Below are 24,138 nucleotides of genomic sequence, written 5' to 3' on the forward strand. Positions count from 1 at the left end.
GGTGCATCGCAAGGCGGAGGGGCGTCCAAGTACTGGATGTATTCGGGCGTTCCGACAACGCGGCGAGGTGCCGTAGCTGTCGTCGTGCGCCCGCCAGGGATTACGGGACAGCCCTTGGGTCTCCATTCCCTGTTGATGTCCCACAGCATTTCCGGCGCCGCACGAATAATCAGAAGGGGGCCTGGCCGGTGTTCAGCCGTATTGCCATTGTCAACCGCGGAGAGGCCGCGATGCGGCTGATCCACGCTGTCCGTGACCTGTCCGCGCAGACCGGGACGGTCACCGAGACGGTAGCGCTGTACACCGACGCCGACCGCGGTGCCACGTTCGTCCGGGAGGCCGACCGGGCGGTATACCTCGGCGCGGCCGCGGACCGCCCCTATCTCGACATGGCGGTCCTGGAGCGCGCCCTGGCCGAGTCGGGCGCGGACGCGGCGTGGCCGGGCTGGGGTTTCGTCGCGGAGGACCCGGCGTTCGCGGAGCTGTGCGAGAAGGCCGGGGTCACGTTCGTCGGTCCGTCCGCGGAGGCGATGCGCCGGCTGGGCGACAAGATCGGCGCGAAGCTCATAGCCGAGAGGGTCGGCGTTCCGGTCGCTCCGTGGAGCCGCGGCCCGGTCGCCACCCTGGAGGAGGCGCACCGGGCCGCGGAGCGGATCGGCTACCCGCTGATGCTGAAGGCCACCGCCGGCGGCGGCGGGCGCGGCATCCGGGTCATCACCTCGGAGGCCGACCTCACCGGGGCGTGGGAGCGGACCAGTTCCGAGGCACTGCGGGCGTTCGGCAACGGCACGGTGTTCCTCGAACGGCTCGTGACCGGCGCACGTCACGTCGAGGTCCAGGTCATCGCGGACGGGCAGGGCACGGCCTGGGCCCTGGGCGTGCGGGACTGCTCGGTGCAGCGCCGCAACCAGAAGGTCATCGAGGAGTCCGCCTCCCCGCTGCTGTCCCCGGAGCAGGTCACGGACCTGAAGACGTCCGCGGAGCGGCTCGCCCTCTCGGTCGGCTACCGGGGCGCCGCGACCGTGGAGTTCCTCTACCACCCGGACGAGAAGCAGTTCTCGTTCCTCGAGGTGAACACGCGCCTGCAGGTCGAACACCCCGTCACCGAACTGACCACCGGCACCGATCTGGTCCGGATGCAGCTGCACGTCGCGTCCGGCGGCCGCCTTTCCGGGGACCGGCCCACCGAGTCCGGGCACGCCGTCGAGGCACGGCTGAACGCCGAGGATCCGGACCGCGACTTCGCGCCCGCGCCCGGCCGCATCGCCCGCCTGGTCCTGCCGGCCGGGCCGGGGATACGTGTCGACACCGGCGTCAGCGAGGGCGACACCATCCCCGCGGACTTCGACTCGATGATCGCCAAGGTCATCGCCTACGGCCGCGACCGCGAAGAGGCCCTGGCCCGGCTGCGGCGCGCCATGGCCGGGACCAGCGTCGTCATCGAGGGCGGCGCCACCAACAAGAGCTTCGTCCTGGACCTGCTGGACCAGCCCGAGGTCACCCACGGCAGCACCGAGGCCGGCTGGGCCGACACCGGCTGGATCGACCGGGTCCGCGCACAGGGCCGTCTGGCCACCCACGCCCACTCCGGCATCGCCCTCGTCGCCGCGGCGGTCGGGGCGTACGAGGACGAGGAGGAGGTCGGCCGGGAGGCGCTGCTGGCCGCCGCCCGCGCCGGGCGGCCCCAGGTCCGCCACGACCACGGGCAGCCCCTCGACTACAAGCTCCGCGACGTCTCCTACCGGGTGCGGGTCGCGCGCCGCGGCCCGGACCGGTTCCGGGCCGAGATCACGGCCGGCGGCGACGTCGCCGTGGCCGAGGCCGTGCTGGAACGGTTCGACGGCTACAGCGGCGCCATCACGGTCAACGGGCAGCGGTTCCGGCTGACGGCCTCCGTGCACGGGCCCGTGCACCAGGTCGAGGTCGACGGCATCGCGCACCGGGTCAGCCGCGACGAGGGCGGCGTGGTCCGCTCTCCCGCCCCGGCCCTGGTGGTCGCGACCCCGGTCGCCGCCGGGGACGAGGTCGCCGAGGGCGCCCCGGTCCTGGTGCTGGAATCGATGAAGATGGAGACGGTGCTGCGTGCTCCGTTCCGGGCCCTGGTCCGCGAGTGCTCGGCCCCGGTCGGCACCCAGGTCGAGTCCGGTGCGCCGCTGCTGCGCCTGGAGCCGCTGCCCGAGGAGGACGGTGTATCCGGCGGGGACCCGGCGGTCGCCGGTGCCATGGAGGCGGAGCAGCAGGCCATCGACCTGCCCGCGGCAGCGGGCGGCGGGGCGGCCGGGGACCGGGCCGGTGCCTGCCTGCGGGACCTGCGCGGCCTGCTGCTCGGGTTCGACGGTGACGCCGACGACCGCACCTTCCTGCTCGACGGGTACCTGGACGCCCGCGCCGAACTGGGCGACGAGCTCGTCCCCGCGGAACTGGACCTGCTCACCGTCTTCGCCGACCTGTCGGAGCTGAGCCGGAAGAGGGCGGTCCACCCTGCCGGGGCGGCGGGCTCGGACCTGGCCGTGGCGGGCTCCGCGAGCTTCGTGCACAGCCCGCGCGAGTACTTCCGCGCCTATCTGCGCAGCCTCGACGTGGACCGTGCCGGGGTCCCCGACGCGGTCCGGGCCCGGCTGTGCCGGGTCCTGGCCCACTACGGCGTCAGCGGACCGGACCGGACGCCGGAACTGGAGAGGGCGGTCTTCCGGATCTTCCTGGCCCAGCAGCAGCTGACCGGCGGCGCCGTGATCGTCTCCGAGCTGCTGCGGCGGTGGCAGACGAGCGCGCCTCCCGCGGAGTCCGCCCGTGAGCAGGCCCGCTCGGCCCTGGAACACCTCATCGAGGCAGCCCGGGCGCAGTTCCCCACCGTGTCCGACCTCGCCCGCGGCGTCGTGCTCCGCTGGTTCACCCAGCCGCTGCTGCGCCGCAGCCGGGCCCGCGTGTACGCCGCGGTCCGCTCGGACCTGCGCTGTCTCGACGCGAACCCGGCAGCCGCCGACCGCGACGACCGCATCCAGGCGATGGTCGCCGCCCCCCAACCCCTCGTCCGGCTGCTCGGACAACGGATCATCCGCTCCGCGCGACTGGCGGGTACCGCCGGACCAGGCCCGGATCACGCGCCGCTGCTGGAGGTCCTGACCCGCCGCTGTTACGGCAACCGCCGCCTGTCGGACGTCACCGTCACCGACATCGCCGGGCACCGGTTCGTCACCGCGGAGCGTGCCGACGCCCTCGCCGCCGACCGGTCGGGCTCCGTGACCCGCTTCGCGGCCACCACCACGGACATCGCCGGCCTGCCGGACGCCGTCGCGGCCACCGGGGCCCTGTCCGGCCGGACGCCGGGCGGTGGTCTGGCCGCCGACATCTACGTCGGCCGGCCCGGCCGGGCCACCGCCGACGAGATCGCCGCGGCGGTCACCGGCGCCGTCACGTCGCGGCCTGCGCCTGCCGGGGTCGTACGGATCACCGTCACGGTCGCCTGCGCCGCGGCCGCCGTCATGCAGCATCACTACACCTTCCGGCCGGACGACGACGGCTGCCTGGCCGAGGACCGGCTGGTCCGCGGTCTGCACCCGCAGACCGCCGAGCGCCTGCGGCTCGATCGGCTCCGCGAGTTCAGCCTCACCCGGCTGCCGTCCGCGGACGAGGATCTGCACCTGCTCCGGGCCGTCGCGAAGGCCAACGGCAGGGACGAGCGGCTGATCGCGATGGGGCAGGTCCGGGAGCTGACCCCGCAGCGCGACGCCGACGGCCGGCTGGTCGCCCTGCCCGAGGTGGAGAACGCCCTCGCCGCCTGCCTCGACGCGATCCGCACCGCCCGGTCCCAACGGCCGGGCGGCAAGATCACAGGGACCGACCGGATCCTCGTGTACGTGTGGCCCGCCGGCGACCTCGGCGCCCAAGAACTGGCCCCGCTCATCCGCCGGATCCGCCCGTCCGTGCCGGACGCCGGTCTGGAAGAGGTCCAACTCGTCCTCCGGCAGCGCCGGGCGGCCGGGGAGCTGACCGAGACGGCGGTGCGGATCACCGGCGGCGCGGTGGGCGCCCCGGTGCTGCACACCGGCCCGCCGCCCACCGACGTCGTCCTGCCGCTGGACGACTACCGGCAGAAGGTCCTGTCCGCGGCCCGCCGTGGCGCCGTCTACCCCTACGAACTCATCGGCCTGCTCGCCGGGGAGAAGGGCACGTTCACCGAGTACGACCTCGAACCCGGCGAGGCGGTCCGCGCCGTGGGGCCCGTCGCCGGGCACAGGCGCCTCGTCCCGGCAGACCGTCCGAAGGGGAACAACACCGCGGGTATCGTCGTCGGCGTCATCACCACACCCACCGCCGTGTACCCCGAGGGCATCACCCGCGTGGCGCTGCTCGGCGACCCGACGAAGTCCCTCGGCGCCCTGTCCGAGCCCGAGTGCGCCCGTGTCATCGCCGCGCTCGACCTGGCCGAGGAGATGCGGGTCCCGGTCGAGTGGTTCGCCATCTCCGCCGGGGCGCAGATCTCCATGGCCTCGGGCTCGGAGAACATGGACTGGGTCGCCGCCGCTCTCAAGCGGATCGTCGAGTTCACCCAGTCCGGCGGCGAGATCAACATCGTCATCGCCGGGATCACCGTCGGCGGCCAGCCGTACTGGAACGCCGAGGCGACCATGCTCATGCACACCAAGGGCATCCTGGTCATGACCCCGGACTCGGCGATGGTCCTCACCGGCAAACAGTCCCTCGACTTCTCCGGCGGTGTGTCCGCGGAGGACAACTTCGGCATCGGCGGCTACGACCGGGTCATGGGCCCCAACGGCCAGGCCCAGTACTGGGCACCGGACCTCACCGCCGCGGCCGCGCTGCTGATGACCCACTACGACTACGCGTACATCGCGCCCGGCGAGCAGTCGCAGCGCCCGGCCCCGACGACCGACCCGGCCGACCGGGACATCAGCGGCTACCCGCATCCGGCCGATGGGAGCGACTTCACCACGGTCGGGGAGATCTTCTCCGCCGCGTCCAACCCGGACCGCAAGAAGCCGTTCGACATCCGCACGATGATGCGGGCCGTGACCGACCAGGACCACCCGGTCCTCGAGCGGTGGGCGGACATGGCCGACGCCGAGACGTCCGTGGTCCAGGACGCCCGCATCGGCGGACGCCCGGTCTGCCTGCTCGGGGTCGAGTCCCACGCCGTGCCCCGGCAGGGTTTCCCGCCCTCCGACGGCCCGGACACCTACACCGCCGGCACGCTGTTCCCCATGTCGTCGAAGAAGACGGCACGGGCCATCAACTCCGCCTCCGGCAACCGGCCTCTCGTGGTCGTGGCGAACATGTCCGGGTTCGACGGCTCCCCCGAGTCGATGCGCAAGTTCCAGTTGGAGTACGGCGCCGAGATCGGCCGGGCGGTCGTCAACTTCGACGGCCCGATCGTGTTCTGCATCGTCTCGCGCTGCCACGGCGGGACGTTCGCCGTGTTCTCCAAGGCGCTCAACCCGAACATGACGATCCTCGCGGTGGAGGGCTCGTTCGCCTCGGTGCTCGGCGGCGCCCCCGCCGCCGCGGTCGTGTTCGCGGGCGAGGTCCGCAAGCGCACCGCCGCCGACCCCCGCGTCGCCGGCCTCCGCGCGAAGGTGGCGGGGGCCGGAACGGCCGACCGTGCCACGCTCAATGCCGAACTGGCCGAGGTCACCGAGGCCGTCCGGGCGGCGAAACTCAGCGAAGTCGCAGCCGAGTTCGACGGAATTCACACGATCCAGCGGGCCGTCGAGGTCGGCTCGGTCGACAGAATCATCAGCGGGGCGCGGCTGCGCCCCGCAATCATCGACGCACTCGGGACCGGACCGGCATGCGAGATGACAGCCGGCTCCGGGTTCGAGGATACGAACATCGAACTGGCCACGTCCTACAGCTGATGGTGAAAATGAATAATTCGCCCCACCTGCGAGATCGGTCGCGGCCGCTCTCGATCAGCAATAGCCCTGACGGCTTTCCGGAGACTCGGCGGACACGGTGCCGGAAATCTCCGGAAAGCTGTCAGGGAGGTCCTCAGGAAAGCCTTCCGCAAGCCGTCCGAAAACCTCCCCAAAGAACTCTCCGGAGAGAGCGAAACCCCTGGTCACCACGTTGGTCGCAGCGGAGGAATATCGCCTCCGCTCAGCGTCCTGATCATCTCCGCCAGCGTCATCCGCAGCGTGTACATCGATATCCGCCCGGTCCGGCCTATGATTTCGGATTCGAGATCATGCAGCACGGCACCGGCAACATCCAGATGCACATAGGCCTTTTCGGTCAGCTGAATCAGCTGACGGCGCCCACCGGACGGGTGCTCCACGCGCATCACGTAGCCGAGCTCCTCGAGGTGCGCGACCATTCCGCTCACCGCCTGCTTGGTAATTCCTAGCTCGGCGGCCAGTTCCGTGCCGGTGGCGCCATCGCCCTTGAGTACTTGGAGCGCCATTCCATCTATCGGTCTGATCTCTTCGTAACCGCGCTCGTCGAGCCTGCCCACGAACTCCCCGAGCAACAGCTGGAACGTCATCCCGACAAGGTAGATGAGCTCGTAGTCGGTCAGTTCATCCGCGCTTTCCATAGTTCCATCTTGACACATCCTCGCCCGCCCCCATTAGACTGTGTCAAGCAACTTGACACAGGAGGCTATCACCATGAACATCATCAACCCGTCCGAGGACCGGACAATCAAGACCGCGTCTGCCGTGATGTACGGTCTCGCCGCGCCGAGCCAGGGCAGCGAGCAGGTGGCGACCTGGAAGGTCTCGGTGATCGACGGCGGCGAGTCCCCCGTCCACGTGATCGACAAGGACCAGGTCTGGATGCCGATCGCCGGATCCTTCGAGTTCACGGTCGACGGCGAGACCGAGCAGGTCTCCGCCGGCCAGGCCCTGGTCGTGCCGGCCGGGTCCGTGCGCCAGTTCCGCAGCACCGGCAAGCCCCTTGAGGCGCTGGTCGCCATGCAGGCCGGGGCACTGGTGAGCATTCCTGGCACCGAAGGTGCCAACCCCATCCCCTGGACCGTCTGACACCGGCACAGGCCCTCCGGCCACCGCTCCTGACTGGTGATCGGCTCCGCCAGGTGAGCCGATCACACAGTGTCAGTCCCCTCGTCCGAAGGAACGCAATGTCGAAAGCCTCGACCCCACCACCCCAGGTGGCCGACCGGTCAGCCGAGCGCCGGTTAACGATAGCCCTCGTCGTGATCGTGACCTGCCAGCTCATGATCATGCTGGATCTGACGATCGTGACCACCGCCCTGCCCACCATCCAGGAGGCGCTGGGCTTCTCCTCGGCCAACCTCACCTGGGTCATCAACGCCTACGGGGTGGCCTTCGGCGGCCTGCTGCTGTTCGGCGGCAGGCTCGGCGACGTGTTCGGTCGCCGCACCGTCTTCGTCGTCGGCGTGGCCGTGTTCACGATCGCCTCCCTCGTAGGAGGCTTTGCCCAGAACCCCAGCTGGTTGCTCACCACCCGGGTGATCCAGGGGATCGGCGCGGCTGTCGCCGCACCGAGCGCGTTGTCACTGATCGCCACCACCTTCACCGCACCGGCCGCCAGGGCCCGGGCCCTGAGCTACTACACTGCCGCGTCCTCGGCAGGTGGCTCCCTCGGCCTGCTGGTCGGCGGCGTTCTCACCTCTTGGGCCAACTGGCGCTGGGTGATGCTGGTGAACGTGCCGATCGGCATCGTGATCATCGTGCTCGCCGTCCGGTTCATTCCCCAACTGCCGCACATCCAGGGCAAGCTCGACGTGTTCGGTGCGGTCACCGGCACTGCCGGTCTGATCGCCGTCGTCTACGGGTTCACCCACGCCGCCGACGGAGGCTGGGGCAGTGGACAGACGATCGCCGCCTTCGCCGTGGGAGTCGTGCTGCTCATCGCGTTCCTGCTCGGCGAACGGCGTGTGGCCCAGCCGATCATCCCGCTGGCACTGTTCGCCAGCCGGAACCGGGCCGCCGCCTACGCCGGCATGCTGATGCTGCCCGGGGCCATGTTCGCCGGTCTCTACTTCCTGATGGTGTACGCGCAGGGCTCACTGGGATACAGCCCGGTCGAGGCCGGCTTCGCGGTCGTTCCGCTGACCCTGGGCGTCTTCTCCTCCCGGTGGACCTTCCCGCCGCTGGTGAAGAAGTTCGGCCCGAAGAACCTCGTGATCGCCGCGGCTGTGCTGATCATCATCGGTCTGCTCTGGCTCAGCCAGATGACCCCGTCCACCGGCTACTCCTTCGTGGTGGTGCCCACGCTCCTGTGCGGCATCGGCGTCGGCATCGCCTTCACCTCGCTGAACTTCACCGTCCTCGCCGGTCTGCCGCCGCAGAACGCCGGCGCTGCGGCGGGCATGTTGCAGACCATGCAGCAGGTCGGTGGTGCCCTCGGTATCGCCGTCCTCAGCACGATCTACATCTCCCGGCTGGAAGACGCGCTCGGGAACGGCAGCACCCCGCACGGTGCTGTCGCGAATGCCGCAGGGGACGCCCTCGGCGGCGGCGCGGCGTTCATCGCCGTCCTCCTGCTCATCGGGCTGTTCGGTCTGGTGAAGATGGCCCCACCCGCTCCTGCTCCCACTCCTGCTCCTGCGCCTGCTCCTGGAACACAGCCCGCTGGGCAGGCCGGGGGGGAATAGCCCCTGCGAAGATCCGCAGCGCCCCGTAAGCAGGGGGGCAGGGTGAACGCTCGACCTGCCTGGCGTGGCTGAAGACCTCGGTCCGCCAGGCAGGTCGCGCTTGAAAGCCGAACCCGCGTGCACAGGCCGTCGCACCGTGCACGGGCATGACCCCTACCGGCATCAGCTGGACCCGGCCGGAGAGCGGCGAGCACCCGACGGGGCGTCATGAGCTGATGCGATCCACTGTTGAAATGTTGACCGGGCGGCGACCAGGCCCGTGTCCGCAGGGGTGCCGCAAGGCGGCGTGATTCGCCCCCGGGACACACGTCCTCGGTGGCACCTTCCGAACCGGCGCGCGCGCCCGGATGCCGCTGCCGAGCAGGCAGTTGACGGGTCTGTTCGCCGCCATCGTGATGACGATTGGAGGCTGTCGTGAGAATCAGCGTTGTCGCGGGGAACCCCAAGGCAGGTTCGCGAACTCTCGGCCTGGCTCGAACACTTGCGAAGGCCATCGCCGAGCCCGGTGACGAGATCACGACGATCGACCTGGCCGAGCACGTGGCGGAGATCTTCGCGTGGCCCTCTGTCCGCATGGCGGAGCTGAACGACGCGGTCGCCGCAAGCGACCTCGCCATCTTCGCCTCGCCCACCTACAAGGCGACCTACACGGGCCTGTTGAAGAGCTTCCTCGACCGCTACCCGACCCTCGGTCTGAAGGACGTGTGCGCCATCCCCCTGATGATGGGGGCCGACAACGCCCACTCCATGGCCCCCGAGGTGAACCTGCGCCCGCTCCTGGTCGAACTCGGAGCCCTGGTGCCGACCAGGGGCCTCTACCTGGAGACCCCGCTCGTGGACCGCGCGGACGAGGTGGTCGGTGCCTGGATCGAGGCGAATGCCGTCGGGCTCCGCCAGATCCGTGCCGCCTCCGGTTTCAAGGCTGGCGCGATATGACGCTCGCGGGCCTCGATCGGCGGTTCGGCACCGATGCCGCGGTCCTCGCGCCCGCGGTTGCGCACTCCGACCAGGTCCGCGCCGTTTTCGGTGGGTTCCCGGCTGCGGTTGTGGCCCTCTGCGCGGTGGTCGACGGGGCGCCCTACGGCATGGTCGCCACATCGCTGGCGGTGGGAGTCTCCTACGACCCGCCCATGGCACTGTTCTCGGCACGGAACGACTCCTCGACGTGGCCCGTCCTGAGGAAGGCCGGGCGGATCGGCGCCTCGGTGCTCGCCGAGCACCAGGGCGCGGCCTGCCGCCAGCTCGCGGCGAAGGATGCGGACAGGTTCGCCGGCCTCAGCACCCGCGTGACCGGACACGGCCCGCTCTTCGTCGAGGGCGCGAGCTCCTGGATGGACTGCGAGGTCGTCGGGGAACTCGCCGCGGGCGACCACACGGTCATCACCTTCCGGATACACCAGGTGGGGCAAGGCCCCGAGACTCCTCTGCTCTTTCACGACGGCCGGTTCCCGCGGATGCGCCACGAGCACATCTCCTGAGACCTGCTTACGCACCCCGGCAGCCGCGACAGGCCGGCCGGGCGCCCCACAACCTGGTGCGCGACGAAGAGCGGGGCCCGCTCGCCGTCGTGCACCAGGTCACTGTTCCCGGCGCTCCCCCGTGTCCGAGAACGCGACCTGACCCGCGGTCCTCACCGCCCCCGGTGCGTTCGGACGGGCCGTGTCCGAACCCGTATCAGGCCCGGCCGGGAATCCGGGCCGGGCCGGCTCAGCCGAACCAGACCACCAGGCGGACGTTCTCACTCCCGTACCGGGCCGACAGCACCTTCACCGACGCCCACACCGGGGCCCAACGGCCGTCCGGCGGAACGAACATCCTGGCCGTGAGGACCACCGGCCGGTACACGGAGCCGTTCAGAGCAACCTGACCGCCCGCCGGCCATTCGGACGGGAACAGGTCCTCGCCGAAGAGTTCCTCCGCCGCGTCGAGCACATCAACAGGCGCCCAGACCACGTCCTCCAGGGCGAGCTCGCCGTCCGGCCCCGGTCGCCACACGCCCACATGGATTCCGTCGGGTCCGTCGCAGAGCGGTGCGTCCCAGTCAACCGCCGCGATCTCGGCCCCCGTCGCGTACGAGTGGCTGTGGTTCAGTTCGTCGCACTGCTTCGGCACCTCCGCGCAGGCGTCCTCCGGCCACCCCCGCCGGTCGAACAGCGGCCGCCGCACCCCGAGGCTCCCGCCGTAGCCGAACAGGCACTCGCGGGCGTACCGGGCCTTACCCAGGTCGAATCCGAGCAGATCGGCCTCCGCCTTCCAGGCCCCGCCCGCCGTGCGTGTCTCGATCAGTCCGTCGAGGAAGGTCCCCATGGACGCCGATGCTACGGGCCGTCCGCCGGATCAGAGCCGGACACCGGTGAAATCGCCGATGCCGCCCGCGCCCCGCGCCCCGACTCTGATCCCAGCAGGCATCTGCATCCCCGCCTCCCCACACCCCTGTCAGGAGTGCTCCATGCGTCGTCGTTCACCCCGCCGGCTTCTCGGCGTTCTCGCGGCCGCCGCGGTCGCGTTCACCCTGTTCGGCTCGATGTCGACGGCCGGCGCGGCCGAGACCACCGCCCCGTCGGCCACACGGTCCGCCGAAGCCGCCGTTCAGCCCCTGTCGACCAGCACCCCGGTCGTCTTCGTCCACGGGTACACCGGCAACGCCTCCAACTGGGTCACCGCCAAGAGCGTCTTCCAGCTCAACGGCTGGTCCAGCTCCAAGCTGTTCGCCTACGAGTACAACTCCTACGGCAACAACGTCACCAACGCCCAGGGCCTGGCCACCTTCGTCAACAACGTGAAGTCGCAGACCGGGGCGAGCAAGGTCGCGATCGTCAATCACTCGATGGGCGGCCTCGTCAGCCAGTACTACCTGAAGGTCCTGGGCGGAAACACCAGCGTCAGCCACCTCGCCTCCATCGCGGGCGCGAACCACGGAACCACGTTCGCCAGTGCCTGCCTGATCTACACGACCTGTCAGCAGATGTACCCGGGCTCGTCGTTCATCTCCCAGATCTCCTCCGGCGACGAGACACCGGGTGACACCGCGTACGCCACCTGGTACTCGGCGTGCGACGGCGTGATCCTCCCGTACACCAGCACCAAGCTGAGCGGTGCGACGAACCACAACGTGGCCTGCCAGACCCACATCGGGTACCTGACGGACACGGTCGTGCTGGGCCAGATCGCGCGCTTCGTCGCCTCCTGACCAGTTGCGCCGGCCGGACACGTCCCGTCCCCGCCCCTACGGGTGCCGGGGACGGGACACCGGTCGTGCGCGGCCGGCCACGACACCCGGGGCCGGGCTCAGTGGGCGGCGGCGCCGAACCAGCGGGGCAGCCGGCCGAGCAGTTCCTGCTGGTCCTCACCGACCCATGCCACATGGCCGTCGGGACGCAACAGGACTGCGGGCACGTCCAGTTCCTCGCTGCCGTCGACGACGTGGTCGACCCGGTCCGACCAGCCCGCCACCGAGAGGCGGCCCGTCCGGTCGAGGAGCAGCCCGCGCCCCTCACGCATCAGCGTGTAGAGGCGTCGCCCGCCCTCCAGCTCCACGTCCCGCATCCGGCGGCCGAGCAGTCCGTGCCCCTCGCCGAAGTCGTAGCGGATGTCGACCGCGGTGATCATCCCGGTCACGTACCGGTTGACCTCCTCGAAGTCCATCAGCTTCGCGAACAGCGCACGCAGCGCGGTCGCACCCGGATCGGTCCCCAGCAGCGTGATCTGCGCTCGGGTGTTGGCCAGCACGGCGGCGCCCACCGGGTGCCGTTCGGCGTGGTAGCTGTCCAGCAGCCCCTCCGGTGCCCAGCCGTCGACCGCGGCGGCCAGCTTCCAGCCGAGGTTGAACGCGTCCTGGACGCCGAGGTTGAGCCCCTGCCCGCCGGTCGGCGGGTGGATGTGCGCCGCGTCGCCGGCCAGCAGGACCCGGCCCGTCCGATAGCGCTCGGCCTGCCGGGTGGCGTCGCCGAACCGGGACATCCAGCGCGGCGAGTGCACGCCGAAGTCGGTGCCCGCGACCGCCCGCAGCTGCTTCCTGAAGTCCTCCAGCACCGGCGGGGCCGTACGGTCCTCGGCGATGCCGTCGGCGGGCACGACGACCCGGCACACCCCGTTCTCGGCAGGGCCGACGCCGAACCGCAGCTGGGTTCTGCGGACCTCCGCGACGACGGCGGCGATCTTCTCCGGATCCTCGGTCACCTCCATTTCGCCCAGCAGTGTCTCGACCGTGGCGGGCTCCCCTGGAAAGGCGACGCCCAGCAGCCTGCGCACCGTGCTGCGGCCGCCGTCGCACCCGACGAGGTAGCGCGAGCGCAGTTCGGTGCCGTCCGCCAGCTCGACGGTCACACCGGCGTCGGCCCCGTCCTCGGACTGGCTCAGCCCGATCACTTCACAGCCACGCCGGATCTCGGTACCGAGCTCGACGGCACGCTCTTCGAGCAGCCGCTCGGTGACCGGCTGCGGGGTGGCGACGCCGTACGGGTGAGCCGTGTCGAGCCGGTCCGGCCACGCCGTGGCGATGCCACCGAAGAGACCACCCACCTGGAACTTCTCGCTCACCGCCAGGAACCGGTCCAGCAGACCGCGCTGGTCCATCATCTCGACGCTGCGGGCGTGGAGACCCTGCCCGCGGGACTCCCCCGTCGGTCCGGTCAGCTTCTCCAGCACGACCACGCGCACGTCGTGCAGCCGCAATTCGGCGGCCAGCATCAAACCGGTCGGCCCGCCGCCGACCACGATCACGTCAATCATCGGAACACCCATTCAAGAGATCGGACTTCGGCCCTGCCGCACCGGCTGCGGTCGATCATCCTGCGGCATCCCCGGGGCCTTGCCGCAAGCCCCCCGGTGCGCTATATCTTGAGAAAGGCAAGGGGTGGGAAAACCTCCTTGCCTTTCTTTTTCGGCGCTCCTGGCGCGCTCGGCGCTCCCGGCGCTTGGTGCTCCGCGCTCTCGGCGCTCGGGATTCTGTGTTGTTGGTGTCCCTGGCACCCGGCCGCCCCGCCCGTCGCTCGGCGCCGAGCTGCCGCGGGGCGGCCGCCGCACGGGGCGCCGGAGCGCCCAGTCCCTTCAGCCGGTCACCGCCAGCAGCTCCCGTGCCACCTCCCTCACCGCGATGTCCGGGTGCGGGGTGCCGTCGCAGGGAAAGGCCCTGACGACGCGGCGCGGTGAGGAGACGATGTGCTCGACCGCGGGGCGGGCCGCCGCCGGGAGCAGGCGCATCTCCGTGAGTGCGCGCAGCGCGCCGAGGGGCGGTTCGTGCAGGCTGTCGCGGCGGGTCAGCTGGTCCGCGACAAGCGGCGCCGTGTCGTGCGTGCGGCCCGTGACGCGCCAGATCGCGGCTGCCGCGCCCGCCCGGCTCTCCCGGGTCGGCGCCTTCAGCCGTTCTTCCAGCAACGGCAGCAACACAGCTGCCGCTGGGCCGAGTTCGTCCGCTGCACGGACCGCTGCCGCACGTCGGGCCACCGCGTCCGGCTGCATGCGCACCGCCTGCACAGCCGGCTCGGCCCGACCGTCGACCCGCACCAGCGCCAGCGCTGCCGAGAGGTCACCCGCCGCGGCCCGTGCCCGCAGGGCTCGCGCCGCGTCGCGGCCTGCCGCAGGCCCCAGCGCGGCGAGCACCCCGGCCGACGCGGGCAGCAGCCGGACCAGGTCGTCCACGCAGCCGGCCGCGAGCCCGGGAAAGGGACGCAGGGCGTCGAGCCACTCGGCACGGGGCCGGGCCGCGACCCGCCGGGCCACCGGTTCGGCCGCCGCGCCGAACACCTCCACCGCCGCGGTCACGACCGTGCCGGGCGTGCCGAGAGGGGTCAGCCGCAGCGAGGCCGCGTCCTCCGGCAGTTCGTCCATCAGCCGCAGGACGAGGCCGAGCGCACCGGGCACGCGCAGCCGTACCGCGGCGAGGGTCGCCGCGATCCGGACCGCGGGGTCGTCGGCCCGCAGGTGGGATTCGAGCCACGGGGCCGTCTCCCCGCCCGGCATCGCGGCACCCACGCGGGCCACCCGGCACAGGTCCTCGGCGTCCGTCGCCGTGGCCGCGAGCCACGGCAGGACGTCCCGCTCGCGGTCGCGCCAGGTCTCGGTGAGCTCCCAGGCCATCGGCAGCCCCCGCTCGACGGCACGCAGGGCCGCATCCGGATCATCCATCAGCCGTTGGGTGAGCGGGACATGGGAAGCGGGCCATGGGTGGAACGCGTCGCTGTCGCCGGGCGCGGTCTCCCGGGCGTCGAGCGCCGTCTCCACCAGCGCGGGCGGCAGCGGAAGCGGGGCCGTACGCAGCAGGTCCGTCGCCGCGGCCCTGCGCACCGACGGCTCCGGAGCGGAGAGCAGATCCTGGTTGCGCGCCCTGCTGATGTCCGGCGCGACGTCGAGCAGGCCGAGCGCGGTGACGAGATCCGCCCGCACCTCGGCGTCCTCCTCCGTCTCCAGCCGGGCCCGCAGCAGCGGGAGCAGCGGCAGGGAGGCCTCCTCGCAGGCAGCGACGATCCACACCATGGTGCGCCGGATATCCGGGTCCCGGTCCGCCGCGAGCCCGAGAAGAGGCGGAAGGGCCGTGGCCACCGCCCGCCGTGCCTGCTCCCGTTCGCGTCCCGCCCCGTCGGCGGCACCGTGCAGCAGCCACAGCAGCGGCTGCCGGTCACCGGGCCCGTCCAGTGCGAGCCGGGCGACGAAGCGCACGGCCGGCGCTGTCGCCGAGTAGACCGATCCCTGGTGGCAGAGGGAGGTGTACAGCTCGTCCACCGCCTCGTCCCGGATCCGGGCGTCCGTCGATCCGGCCGCCCGCAGCAGAGCGGGGACGTCGTGCGCCGGTCCGTACGCGTGCTCCAGCGCCGCCCAGTCGACGTCGTCGATTCCCTCCGGCTCCAGCATGGGCGCAACCCTATGGAATGAGAGCGCCCCGGAGGGGCGGCGGTGTCACGGCCGCGCTCGTTCCGGGGCGCCGGGGCGGGGATGGCGCCCGTTCAGGATCCGCGGGTGACGGCGCCTTCGCTCATTTCCAGCCGGGTGCCTCTGAACCGCGTCCGCATCCGGCGGTCGTGGGTGACCAGCACCAACGCGCCCGTGTAGCCGGCGAGCGCGGTCTCCAGCTCCTCCACGAGAGCGGGTGAGAGGTGGTTGGTCGGCTCGTCCAGCAGGAGCAGGTCCACCGGGTCGCTGACGAGCCGGGCGAGTTCGATGCGGCGCCGCTGGCCGTACGAGAGGTCCCCGACGCGCAGCCGCAGGGCGGCCGGCTCGAACAGGCCCAGCGACAGCAGCCGGTCGGCGTGTTCGTCCCGGTCGCCGGGGCGGCCGTGGGCGAAGGCGGACAGCACGGTCGTGCCCGGCGGCCACGGTGTCTCCTCCTGCCGCAGGTGCCCCGTCTTCCCGGGGGTCGCCACCGCGCCCGTGTCCGGACGGAGTTCCCCGGCCAGAGCCCGCAACAGGGTGCTCTTGCCGGCTCCGTTGGGGCCGGTGACCAGCAACCGCTCGGCCGGTCCGATCCGCAGCTCGGGCACCTTCAGCCGGCCCTCGACGACGACATGGTCCAGGGCCGCGGCCGGGGTCTCCCCGGGACCGCTCGCGGTGGTGATGCGGGCCGTGAACGACAGCGGGTCCGGCGGCGGTGTCACCGGGTTCGCGGTGAGCCGGCCGACCCGCTCCTTCGCGTTGCGGATACGGCTCATCGCGCCGTGGGCACGCCCGCGCGCACGGAACGCACCGGCTCCGGAACCGGCCTTCGTCAGCTTGCGCGGGATGGCATCCAGGCGGACGGCGTTGTTCCCGGCCACCCGGCGGCCGCGTTCGAGTTCGGCCCGCCACTCGTCGTACCGCTCCTGGCGCCGCCGGCGTTCGGTGGCCCTGGCGGTGAGGTATCCGGCGTAGCCGTTGCCGTGGCGGGAGACGCGGCCGCCGTCTACCTCCAGGACCGTGGCGGTGATCCGCTCGAGGAACACCCGGTCATGGGTGACCGCGACGACCGTTCCGCGGTGGTTCCGCAGATGGTCCTCCAGCCAGCCGACCGCCCGGTCGTCGAGGTCGTTGGCCGGCTCGTCCAGCAGGAGCAGTTCGGGGCGGGACGCGAGTGTCGCGGCCAGCGCCAGCCGGGACCGCTCGCCGCCGGACAGCGTGCCCAGCGGCCGGTCCCGGGAGAGCCGGGGCAGACCGAGTCCGTGCATAGCGGTGTACACCCGGGTGTCGGCGCCGTAGCCGTCGCGCGCCTCGTACCGCTCGGTCAGGTGCGCGTACGCGGCGAGGGCGGCCCTCAGTTCCGGGCCGGGGGCCGCCACGGCCAGCGCGGACTCGGCCCGGCGCAGCTCCGACTCAAGGGCGCGCAGCTCCCCCAGTGCCGTGTCGACCGCGTCCTGGACCGTGGCCTGCGGAGTCAGTCCGATGGCCTGGGCCAGATACCCCGTCCCGCCGGGTGAGACGACGGACACCTCGCCCGTGTCGGGCCGTTCCTCGCCCGCGAGGAGGCGGAGCAGTGTGGACTTGCCGGCCCCGTTGTCGCCGATGACGCCGGCCTTCTCGCCGGGCGCGAGGCTGAACGAGACCTGTCGAAGCACGGTGCGGCCGCCGTAACGCTTGGTGACGCCGTGCAGAGAGAGTTGTGCTGAGTGTGCTGGGTGCATGGATGAGCCCCTGTTCCCGGCCGTGCCGGCAGAACGGATTCGCGGACGAATGCGCGGCACCACGACGGCGGAGCTGAGCTCTACGCGGTCGTGGGCGGGGCGATCACAGCGTTCCCATGGGGACCACGGTACGCAGGGTCGGGTCGGCCGTCACCCGTTTTTCGGGCCGACGGCCGTGCCGAACGGCGGCCGTTTCGCCGGAAACGACGTGGGGGTGGCCTCCGTCCCGCCGGTCGGCGAGGGAACGGAGACCACCCACATGTCGGTCTTCGGAAGTCGGGTGCGAGCTGGAGCTGTCGTGTAATCCCTGGCGGGCGCACGACGACGGCTACGGCACCTCGCCGCGTTGCCGGAGCGCCCGGATACATCCAGTACGCGGATGCCCCTCCGCCTTGCGATGCACCGCATCCGACGCCGCGGGCTGATCCACCACGGATCACGGGCAGCGCTTAGGACGCGTCCTTGCGCTCCGCGTTCCGCTCCTTGATGCGTACGGTTTCCTTGCGGACCTCCGCCTGTGTGGCCCGCTCCTTCTGGAGCCACTCGGGGTTGTCCTGCTTCAGCGCGTCGATCTGCTCCGTGGTGAGAGCGTCCGTGACGCCTCCGCGGGCGAGGCCGGAGATGGAGACGCCCAGCTTGGACGCGACCACGGGGCGCGGGTGCGGGCCGTTGCGTCGCAGTTCCTGCAGCCACTCGGGCGGATCGGACTGGAGAGCCGCCAGCTCGGCGCGCGAGACGACACCCTCCTGGAACTCGGTGGGGGTGGCCTCGAGGTACACACCCAGTTTCTTCGCCGCGGTTGCGGCCTTCATGGTCTGGGCGGTCTGGTGCGACGTCATGGTTCAAGAGTATCGAGCGTGTGCGCCACCTCTGACCACGACCGGTTAACCTGGCGGGGTGACAGGCTCGGAAGTATCCCCTTCGTTCCGGCTCGCGTATGTCCCGGGGGTGACGCCCACCAAGTGGGTGCGTATCTGGAACGAGCGCCTGCCCGACGTCCCCCTGACCCTCGTCGCGGTGCCGGCCGCCGAGGCGCCGGCCCTGCTGCGCGACAGCGGCGCCGACGCAGGTTTCGTCCGGCTGCCGGTCGACGGTACGGACCTCAGCGCGATCCCGCTCTACACCGAGCAGACCGTCGTCGTGATCCCCAAGGACCACGTGGCGGCGGCGGTCGACGAGGTCTCCCTCGCGGAGCTGGCCGACGACGTCGTGCTGCATCCGCTCGACGACACCCTCGGCTGGGACCGGCTCCCCGGCAAGCCCGCGATCGAGCGCCCGGCCACGACGGAGGACGCCGTCGAGCTGGTCGCCGCGGGGGTGGGTGTCCTCGTCGTTCCGCAGTCGCTCGCCCGTCTGCACCACCGCAAGGACCTCACCTACCGCCCGCTGTCGGACGCGCCCGAGTCGCGGATCGCCCTGTCCTGGCCCGAGGACAGGACCACCGACCTGGTGGAGGACTTCATCGGGATCGTCCGCGGTCGGACCGTGAACAGCTCCCGGGGCCGCAGCACGGCGCCCGCGGAGCAGCCGAAGCCGAAGTCGAAGCGCGCCGAGACCGGCAGTGCTCGGCGTAAGCCCGCGGCGGGTGCGTCGGCGGGGAAGAACCCGCGGGGCGGCTCCGGTGGTGCGAAGGGTGCGAAGGGCGGCGCGCGCGGCGCCAAGGGAGCTGCGGGCGCCAAGCGCGGCAAGCCCCGCCGCCGGCCGTAGGACGCAGCGGCCGACGCCTCGCCGTGATCGCGGCGGCCCGGCCGGCAGACCCGTTCGGAAGACCCGGCTGACAGGCCCAGCTCTCAGATCCGGCCGGCAGACCCAGCCGGCAGACCCGGCCGGCAACATCGGTGATCGCGAAGAGCACCGAACGCCCCATGACGTCCCTGAACGCCGACGAGCACACCACCATGGCCGCCCGGCTCGTTTTCCACCGGGCCACCGTGGCGGTGAAATGCGAGGGCCTCACCGACGAGCAGGTTGCGGCACGCCTCCGTGCCGCCGCCGTCACTGACTCCGATGGGACTGGTCCAGCACCTGACGGAGGTCGAGCGGAACTGGTTCCGCCGGTGCTGACCGGCGAGGACGTCCCGCCCGCCGACGGGTCACCGGCAGGCCCTGGCGGTCACGACGGGGGTTTCGAGCCGTCCGGCGTCCGGTACCTTCGCGGGAGCCCGCGCCGGCCGGCAGGAGGAGATCGCCGTGTCCCGGGCCGAACGCACGGCACGGTCGCTGGAGGACACGGCCCCCTTCACGGGCGGTGGGGTGAACCTGCGGTGGATCTGCACCCACATGATCGGTGAGTGCGCCCGCCACAGCGGCCACGCCGATCTGCTGCGGGAGCGGATCGACGGCAGCACTGGGGTGTGACGGAGCAGGCGCGACACGGCCTGGGGCTTTGGCGGAGTGTCCACCACATGCCACCGGCCGGTCACCCGTGAGCGGTGTTTGGACGCGCCCGCCCGTCGGGGCCACGGGAGCAGATGTCAGGATGGTTCCATGACGAGCAAGGTTTACTTCGACATCACCATCAACGACGAGCCCGCCGGGCGGATCGTCTTCAACCTGTACGACGACGTCGTTCCCAAGACCGCGGAGAACTTCCGCCAGCTGGCCACGGGCGAGCAGGGCTTCGGCTACAAGGGTTCGTCCTTCCACCGGGTCATCCCCGAGTTCATGCTGCAGGGCGGCGACTTCACCCGCGGCGACGGCACGGGCGGCAAGAGCATCTACGGCGCGAAGTTCGACGACGAGAACTTCAAGCTGGCGCACACCAAGCCCGGCCAGCTCTCCATGGCGAACAGCGGCCCGAACTCCAACGGCTCGCAGTTCTTCATCACGACCATCGTGACCTCGTGGCTGGACGGCAAGCACGTGGTCTTCGGCGAGGTCGCCGACCAGCAGAGCATGGACCTGGTCACGAAGATCGAGGGCCTCGGTTCGCAGAGCGGCCGCACCAAGGCGAAGGTCACCATCGCCGACTCCGGGACCCTCTGACCCCGGACCGTTCGCGGAACAGCTCACCGGACGCGCCGGCCGACGACATCGTCGGCCGGCGCGTTCTGTCATGCCGGGACACCGCCGCGCCCCGCACGCAACGAGTGTCAACCGACAGTTGACACCATCGCACCGTCAACCTACCGTTGACACATGACGAATCCCGTGGGCATGACGCATCCCGTCCGACTCGACGACCTCATCGCAGCCATCAAGAAGGTCCACCCCGACGCGCTCGACCAGCTCCAGGACGCCGTCATCGCGGCGGACCACCTCGGCGACGTGGCCGACCACCTGATCGGCCACTTCGTGGACCAGGCGCGCCGTTCCGGTGCGTCCTGGACGGACATCGGCCGGAGCATGGGCGTGACCCGGCAGGCAGCCCAGAAGCGGTTCGTGGCCAAGGACCCCGGCGAACTGTCCGAGCTCGACCCCAGCCAGGGCTTCAGCCGCTTCACCCCGCGCGCGAAGAACGTGGTGATGGCCGCGCAGAACGAGGCCCGCGCCGCCCGCAACGCCGAGATCGGGACCGAGCACATCGTGCTGGGACTGCTCAGCGAGCCGGAGGCGCTCGCGGGGGCGTTCATCAAGGCGCAGGGGGTGGCCCCGGACACCGTCCGCCAGGCAGCCGAGCAGGCACTGCCGGCGGCCGCCGAGGGTGAGCTGCCCGAGCTGATCCCGTACAACGCCGCCGCGCGCAAGGCTCTGGAGCTCACCTTCCGGGAGGCCCTGCGGATGGGTCACAACTACATCGGCACCGAGCACATCCTGCTGGCCCTGCTGGAGCACGAGGACGGTGCGGGGCTGCTGACCGGCCTCGGGCTCGACAAGGCGACGGCGGAGACCGCCATCACCGAGGCGCTGACGCTCATCGTCGGCGCGCAGCAGAAGGACTGACCCGCCGGGGCCGGGGCGCTCTCCGGCGCCGGTGGCTCGGGTCTGCCGCCGATACCGGCCGTGCGGCGGAACGGGCAGGCCGGCGAACGTGTCGCGAGCCACGGCTTCCGTGCCCGCCTCTACGTTCTCGAAGTGGACACAAGGGACGCGAAGCGCCCCGGCAGACGCCCGTCCCCTTCTCCGGAGAGCGCCATGGCCCCGCCGAGCAGCAGTACGTACACCCCACCGGCGCGCTCGGGCGGGGGGTGGCTGCTGCGGCTGGGCGAATGGTGTGCGCGCCACTTCGTCGTGGTGATCGTGCTGTGGGTGGTCGCCCTCGGCGGGCTGCACGCCCTCCAGAGCGCGTTCGGAGGGACGTACTCCGACGACTTCAACCTGCCCGGCACCCAGTCCAACACCGGCGCCGAGCTGCTGCAGGCGCACGATCCGGCGGCGGGCGGCACCGGGGCTCAGGTGGTCCTGCACGACGCGAAGAAACCCCTGACCGAGGTGGCGAGCCAGGTCGACCAGGTGGTGGCGAACCTCCAGAAGCTGCCGCACGTCCTGTCCGCCCAGAACCCGCTGCCCTCGTCCTCCTCCTCGACATCCACCTCGCTGTCCAAGGACGGCCAGACCGGTTACATCACCGTCCGGTTCGACGTGAACCCGACCTCGCTGGACGATTCCTATCTGGACCAGGTCGACACGGCGGTGAAGCCGTTGCGATCGGCCGGCGTGGAGGTCGAGTACGGAGGCCCGCTGGGAGAGCTCGCCAGGCCCGAGACCAAGGACCTCACCAGCGAGGCCGTCGGTTTCGCCGTCGCGGTGGTCGTGCTGCTCATCGGGTTCGGCAGCATCATCGCCGCCGGGGTCCCCCTGATCACCGCGCTGATCAGCGTGGTCGTCGGGCTGAGCTGTCTGGCGCTGGTGGCCGCGGCCACCACGTTCGCGAGCGTCTCGCCCACGCTCGCCACCATGATCGGGCTGGGTGTCGGGATCGACTACGCACTCTTCCTGATCACGCGTCACCGTCAGCTCGTCATGGACGGCGCCGATCCGGTACGGTCCGCCGGCCGGGCGGTCGCCACGAGCGGACGCGCCGTCCTGGTGTCCGGCTGTACCGTCATCGTCGCGCTGGCCGGTCTGTACGTCTCCCGGGTGAGCTTCATCGGCAAGCTGGGCGCCGCGGCCGCCGTCACCGTGATCACCGCGGTCATCGGCGCCCTCACCCTGGTCCCGGCCCTGCTCGGTCTCGTCGGCCGGCGGATCGACCGCTACCGGGTGCGGACCCCGGTCGCCGAGGGCGGGGCCGGCCCCGGCACCGCGGCGACGGGCGGCTGGCACCGCTACGCCCAGCGGGTGGAGCGGCGGCCCTGGTGGTTCCTGCTCACCGGGCTGGTCGTGGTGGGCGTCCTCGCGATCCCGCTGTTCTCCATCCGTCTCGGGCACATCGACGACGGAGCCGATCCGACGAGCTTCACCGACCGGCGGGCGTTCGACCTGATCTCCACGGGCTTCGGGCCCGGCGCGAACGGCCCCTTCACCCTGGTCGTCGATCAGCAGTCGGTCCCGAGCGCGGACCGCTCGGCGCTGGCGAGCAATCTGCAGAAGGCGCTCACCGACGTGCCCGGTGCGGCCAGCGTCACTCCGCTGCAGCCGACCGACGACGGGGCGCTCCTCATCGGCACGGCCCTGTCCAAGGAGGCCCCGCAGGATGCGGGCACGACCACGCTCTTCAACCACCTCACGGACGACGTCCTGCCGCAGGGGGTGTCGGGCACCTCCGCCTCCGCCTATGTGACCGGTACGACCGCGGCCCAGGAGGACTTCCTCGACATCATCACCCGCAGGCTCCCCCTGATCATCGCCGTCGTGGTCGGGCTCGCCTTCATCATCATCCTGATCGTGTTCCGGGGCGTCCTCGTCGCGGTCAAGGCGGCCGTCCTCAACCTCCTCTCGATCGCCGCGTCGTACGGGGTGGTGGTGGCGGTCTTCCAGTGGGGCTGGGGCGGGCCGTCCCTGGGAGTCTCGGGAACCGTGCCCATCGAGAGCTATGTGCCGATGATGATGTTCGCCATCGTCTTCGGTCTGAGCATGGACTACGAGGTGTTCCTGATCTCCCGGGTGCACGAGGCCTGGCTGCGGACCGGGGACAGCAAGGGCGCGGTGGCACACGGGCTGGAGATCACCGCACGGGTGATCACCTGCGCCGCGCTCATCATGGTCAGCGTCTTCGCCGCCTTCGTCATCAGCGACAACATCGTGGTCAAGATGCTGGGGCTCGGACTGGCGGTCAGCGTGCTCGTCGACGCCACGATCGTCCGGCTGCTGCTGGTCCCCGCGGTGATGACGCTGCTGGGCCGGAGCGCATGGTGGATGCCACGGTGGCTGGACCGGGTGCTCCCCCGCATCGACACCGAGGGCGAGTCGGTCCCGCCCCTGCCGGCCCCCTGACCGCCCTCGCCCGTCCCGCCCGTCCGTCCCCGGTAGCGGCCGAGGTCACGACCCGGTTCCCAGGCGGAGGCTCCAGCGGCGGGGCATGCCGGTGAGCGTGACCGTGGAGAGCGGGCGGACGTCGACGTTCCAGTACGTCGACGGCGGGGCCTTCAGCGCGTAGACGAGGGCGGCCCGGACGACCGCGGGTTCGGCCACGGCGACGATGGACCCGTCGCAGGCGGGGCGGGTGTCCAGCCAGTTGCCGATCCGGGAGATGAACGCGAGCAGCGGCTCGCCGCCGTGCGGCGCCGAGCGCGGGTCCGCCAGCCAGGCGTCCACGGCGGCCGGTTCGCGTGCGGTGACATCGGAGAGCGTGCAGCCGCGCCAGCGCCCCATGTCGCAGTCGCGCAGGGCGGGCTGGACCAGCGGCGCGAAGCCGAGCGCGTCGCCGGTGGCACGGCTGCGGGCGGTCGGCGAGCAGTAGCGCAGCTCGGCCGCCCCGAGGGGCACCAGGGCCGGGGCGGCGAACCGGACCTCGTGCCAGCCGGCCTCGTCGAGCGGCCGGTCGTCGTCGAAGCGCTCACCGAGCAGGGAGGAGCTGCGTGCCGCGGCGACGAGCGAGACTCGAACACTCATGGGCGCGATCGTGGAGCC

The 24,138-nt window shown here is 71.5% G+C and carries 17 protein-coding genes and 1 pseudogene; 11 read left to right on the forward strand and 7 right to left on the reverse strand.

Annotated features, from left to right (window positions below; genetic code table 11):
• The first annotated feature begins 188 nt into the window (after positions 1-188).
• On the forward strand, positions 189-5,876 hold the full coding sequence (locus ABT025_RS15540; protein WP_350994120.1) for an ATP-binding protein: 5,688 nt from the start codon (positions 189-191) through the stop codon (positions 5,874-5,876).
• Between the two features lie 203 nt (positions 5,877-6,079).
• Here the strand turns inward: ABT025_RS15540 and ABT025_RS15545 are convergent, their stop codons facing one another.
• Positions 6,080-6,553 carry a MarR family winged helix-turn-helix transcriptional regulator gene (locus ABT025_RS15545; protein WP_350994122.1) on the reverse strand — a complete coding sequence of 158 codons (474 nt, stop codon included), beginning with the start codon at positions 6,551-6,553 and terminating at the stop codon, positions 6,080-6,082.
• A gap of 73 nt (positions 6,554-6,626) precedes the next feature.
• On the opposite strand from ABT025_RS15545, the gene ABT025_RS15550 reads away from it, so the two are divergent.
• From ABT025_RS15550 to ABT025_RS15565, 4 genes are all read left to right on the forward strand, one after another.
• Positions 6,627-7,001: a cupin domain-containing protein gene (locus ABT025_RS15550; protein WP_350994124.1), complete on the forward strand. Its 375-nt coding sequence runs from the start codon at positions 6,627-6,629 to the stop codon at positions 6,999-7,001.
• Positions 7,002-7,099: 98 nt separating this feature from the next.
• Positions 7,100-8,599 (forward strand): MFS transporter, encoded by a 1,500-nt coding sequence (locus tag ABT025_RS15555; protein WP_350994126.1) that lies wholly within the window; start codon positions 7,100-7,102, stop codon positions 8,597-8,599.
• Positions 8,600-9,013: 414 nt separating this feature from the next.
• Positions 9,014-9,535, forward strand: a complete 522-nt coding sequence (locus tag ABT025_RS15560; RefSeq protein ID WP_350994128.1) for an NADPH-dependent FMN reductase — start codon at positions 9,014-9,016, stop codon at positions 9,533-9,535.
• The gene (locus tag ABT025_RS15565) at positions 9,532-10,077 is read left to right on the forward strand and encodes a flavin reductase family protein (RefSeq protein WP_350994130.1); all 546 of its coding nucleotides are present in this window, start codon (positions 9,532-9,534) and stop codon (positions 10,075-10,077) included. The genes ABT025_RS15560 and ABT025_RS15565 overlap by 4 nt, the downstream gene beginning before the upstream one ends.
• Positions 10,078-10,306: 229 nt before the next feature.
• Here ABT025_RS15565 and ABT025_RS15570 read toward each other — a convergent pair whose 3' ends face one another.
• The gene (locus tag ABT025_RS15570; RefSeq protein WP_350994134.1) at positions 10,307-10,906 is read right to left on the reverse strand and encodes a hypothetical protein; all 600 of its coding nucleotides are present in this window, start codon (positions 10,904-10,906) and stop codon (positions 10,307-10,309) included.
• Positions 10,907-11,048: 142 nt separating this feature from the next.
• On the opposite strand from ABT025_RS15570, the gene ABT025_RS15575 reads away from it, so the two are divergent.
• Complete coding sequence (locus ABT025_RS15575) at positions 11,049-11,789, forward strand: esterase/lipase family protein (protein ID WP_350994136.1); 741 nt, start codon at positions 11,049-11,051, stop codon at positions 11,787-11,789.
• Positions 11,790-11,887: 98 nt separating this feature from the next.
• Here the strand turns inward: ABT025_RS15575 and rox are convergent, their stop codons facing one another.
• The 4 genes from rox to ABT025_RS15595 form a co-directional block, all read right to left on the reverse strand.
• Positions 11,888-13,330, reverse strand: coding sequence for a rifampin monooxygenase (rox, locus tag ABT025_RS15580; protein ID WP_350994138.1), 1,443 nt, complete (start codon positions 13,328-13,330; stop codon positions 11,888-11,890).
• Positions 13,331-13,648: 318 nt separating this feature from the next.
• Positions 13,649-15,448 carry a hypothetical protein gene (locus ABT025_RS15585; protein ID WP_350994140.1) on the reverse strand — a complete coding sequence of 600 codons (1,800 nt, stop codon included), beginning with the start codon at positions 15,446-15,448 and terminating at the stop codon, positions 13,649-13,651.
• A gap of 92 nt (positions 15,449-15,540) precedes the next feature.
• Complete coding sequence (locus tag ABT025_RS15590; protein WP_350994142.1) at positions 15,541-17,187, reverse strand: TlrC/CarA/OleB/SrmB family ABC-F type ribosomal protection protein; 1,647 nt, start codon at positions 17,185-17,187, stop codon at positions 15,541-15,543.
• Positions 17,188-17,636: 449 nt separating this feature from the next.
• Positions 17,637-18,026: a DUF5997 family protein gene (locus ABT025_RS15595; protein WP_350994144.1), complete on the reverse strand. Its 390-nt coding sequence runs from the start codon at positions 18,024-18,026 to the stop codon at positions 17,637-17,639.
• Between the two features lie 58 nt (positions 18,027-18,084).
• Between ABT025_RS15595 and ABT025_RS15600 the strand changes: the two genes are divergently transcribed.
• The 5 genes and pseudogenes from ABT025_RS15600 (at position 18,085) to ABT025_RS15620 (ending at position 23,502) form a co-directional block, all read left to right on the forward strand.
• Positions 18,085-18,894: a LysR substrate-binding domain-containing protein gene (locus tag ABT025_RS15600; protein WP_350994146.1), complete on the forward strand. Its 810-nt coding sequence runs from the start codon at positions 18,085-18,087 to the stop codon at positions 18,892-18,894.
• Positions 18,895-19,194: 300 nt separating this feature from the next.
• Positions 19,195-19,545: pseudogene (locus ABT025_RS15605) on the forward strand (mycothiol transferase).
• Positions 19,546-19,674: 129 nt separating this feature from the next.
• The gene (locus ABT025_RS15610; RefSeq protein WP_350994148.1) at positions 19,675-20,172 is read left to right on the forward strand and encodes a peptidylprolyl isomerase; all 498 of its coding nucleotides are present in this window, start codon (positions 19,675-19,677) and stop codon (positions 20,170-20,172) included.
• A 153-nt stretch (positions 20,173-20,325) separates the two neighbouring features.
• Positions 20,326-21,069 (forward strand): Clp protease N-terminal domain-containing protein, encoded by a 744-nt coding sequence (locus ABT025_RS15615; RefSeq protein WP_350994150.1) that lies wholly within the window; start codon positions 20,326-20,328, stop codon positions 21,067-21,069.
• 192 nt (positions 21,070-21,261) lie between these two features.
• Positions 21,262-23,502, forward strand: coding sequence for an MMPL family transporter (locus ABT025_RS15620; protein WP_350994152.1), 2,241 nt, complete (start codon positions 21,262-21,264; stop codon positions 23,500-23,502).
• A 45-nt stretch (positions 23,503-23,547) separates the two neighbouring features.
• Here ABT025_RS15620 and ABT025_RS15625 read toward each other — a convergent pair whose 3' ends face one another.
• Positions 23,548-24,120 (reverse strand): histidine phosphatase family protein, encoded by a 573-nt coding sequence (locus ABT025_RS15625; RefSeq protein ID WP_350994154.1) that lies wholly within the window; start codon positions 24,118-24,120, stop codon positions 23,548-23,550.
• Positions 24,121-24,138 lie beyond the last annotated feature (18 nt).

Source organism: Streptomyces sp. NPDC002809, assembly GCF_040295435.1.
Classification (GTDB): Bacteria; Actinomycetota; Actinomycetes; order Streptomycetales; family Streptomycetaceae; genus Streptomyces.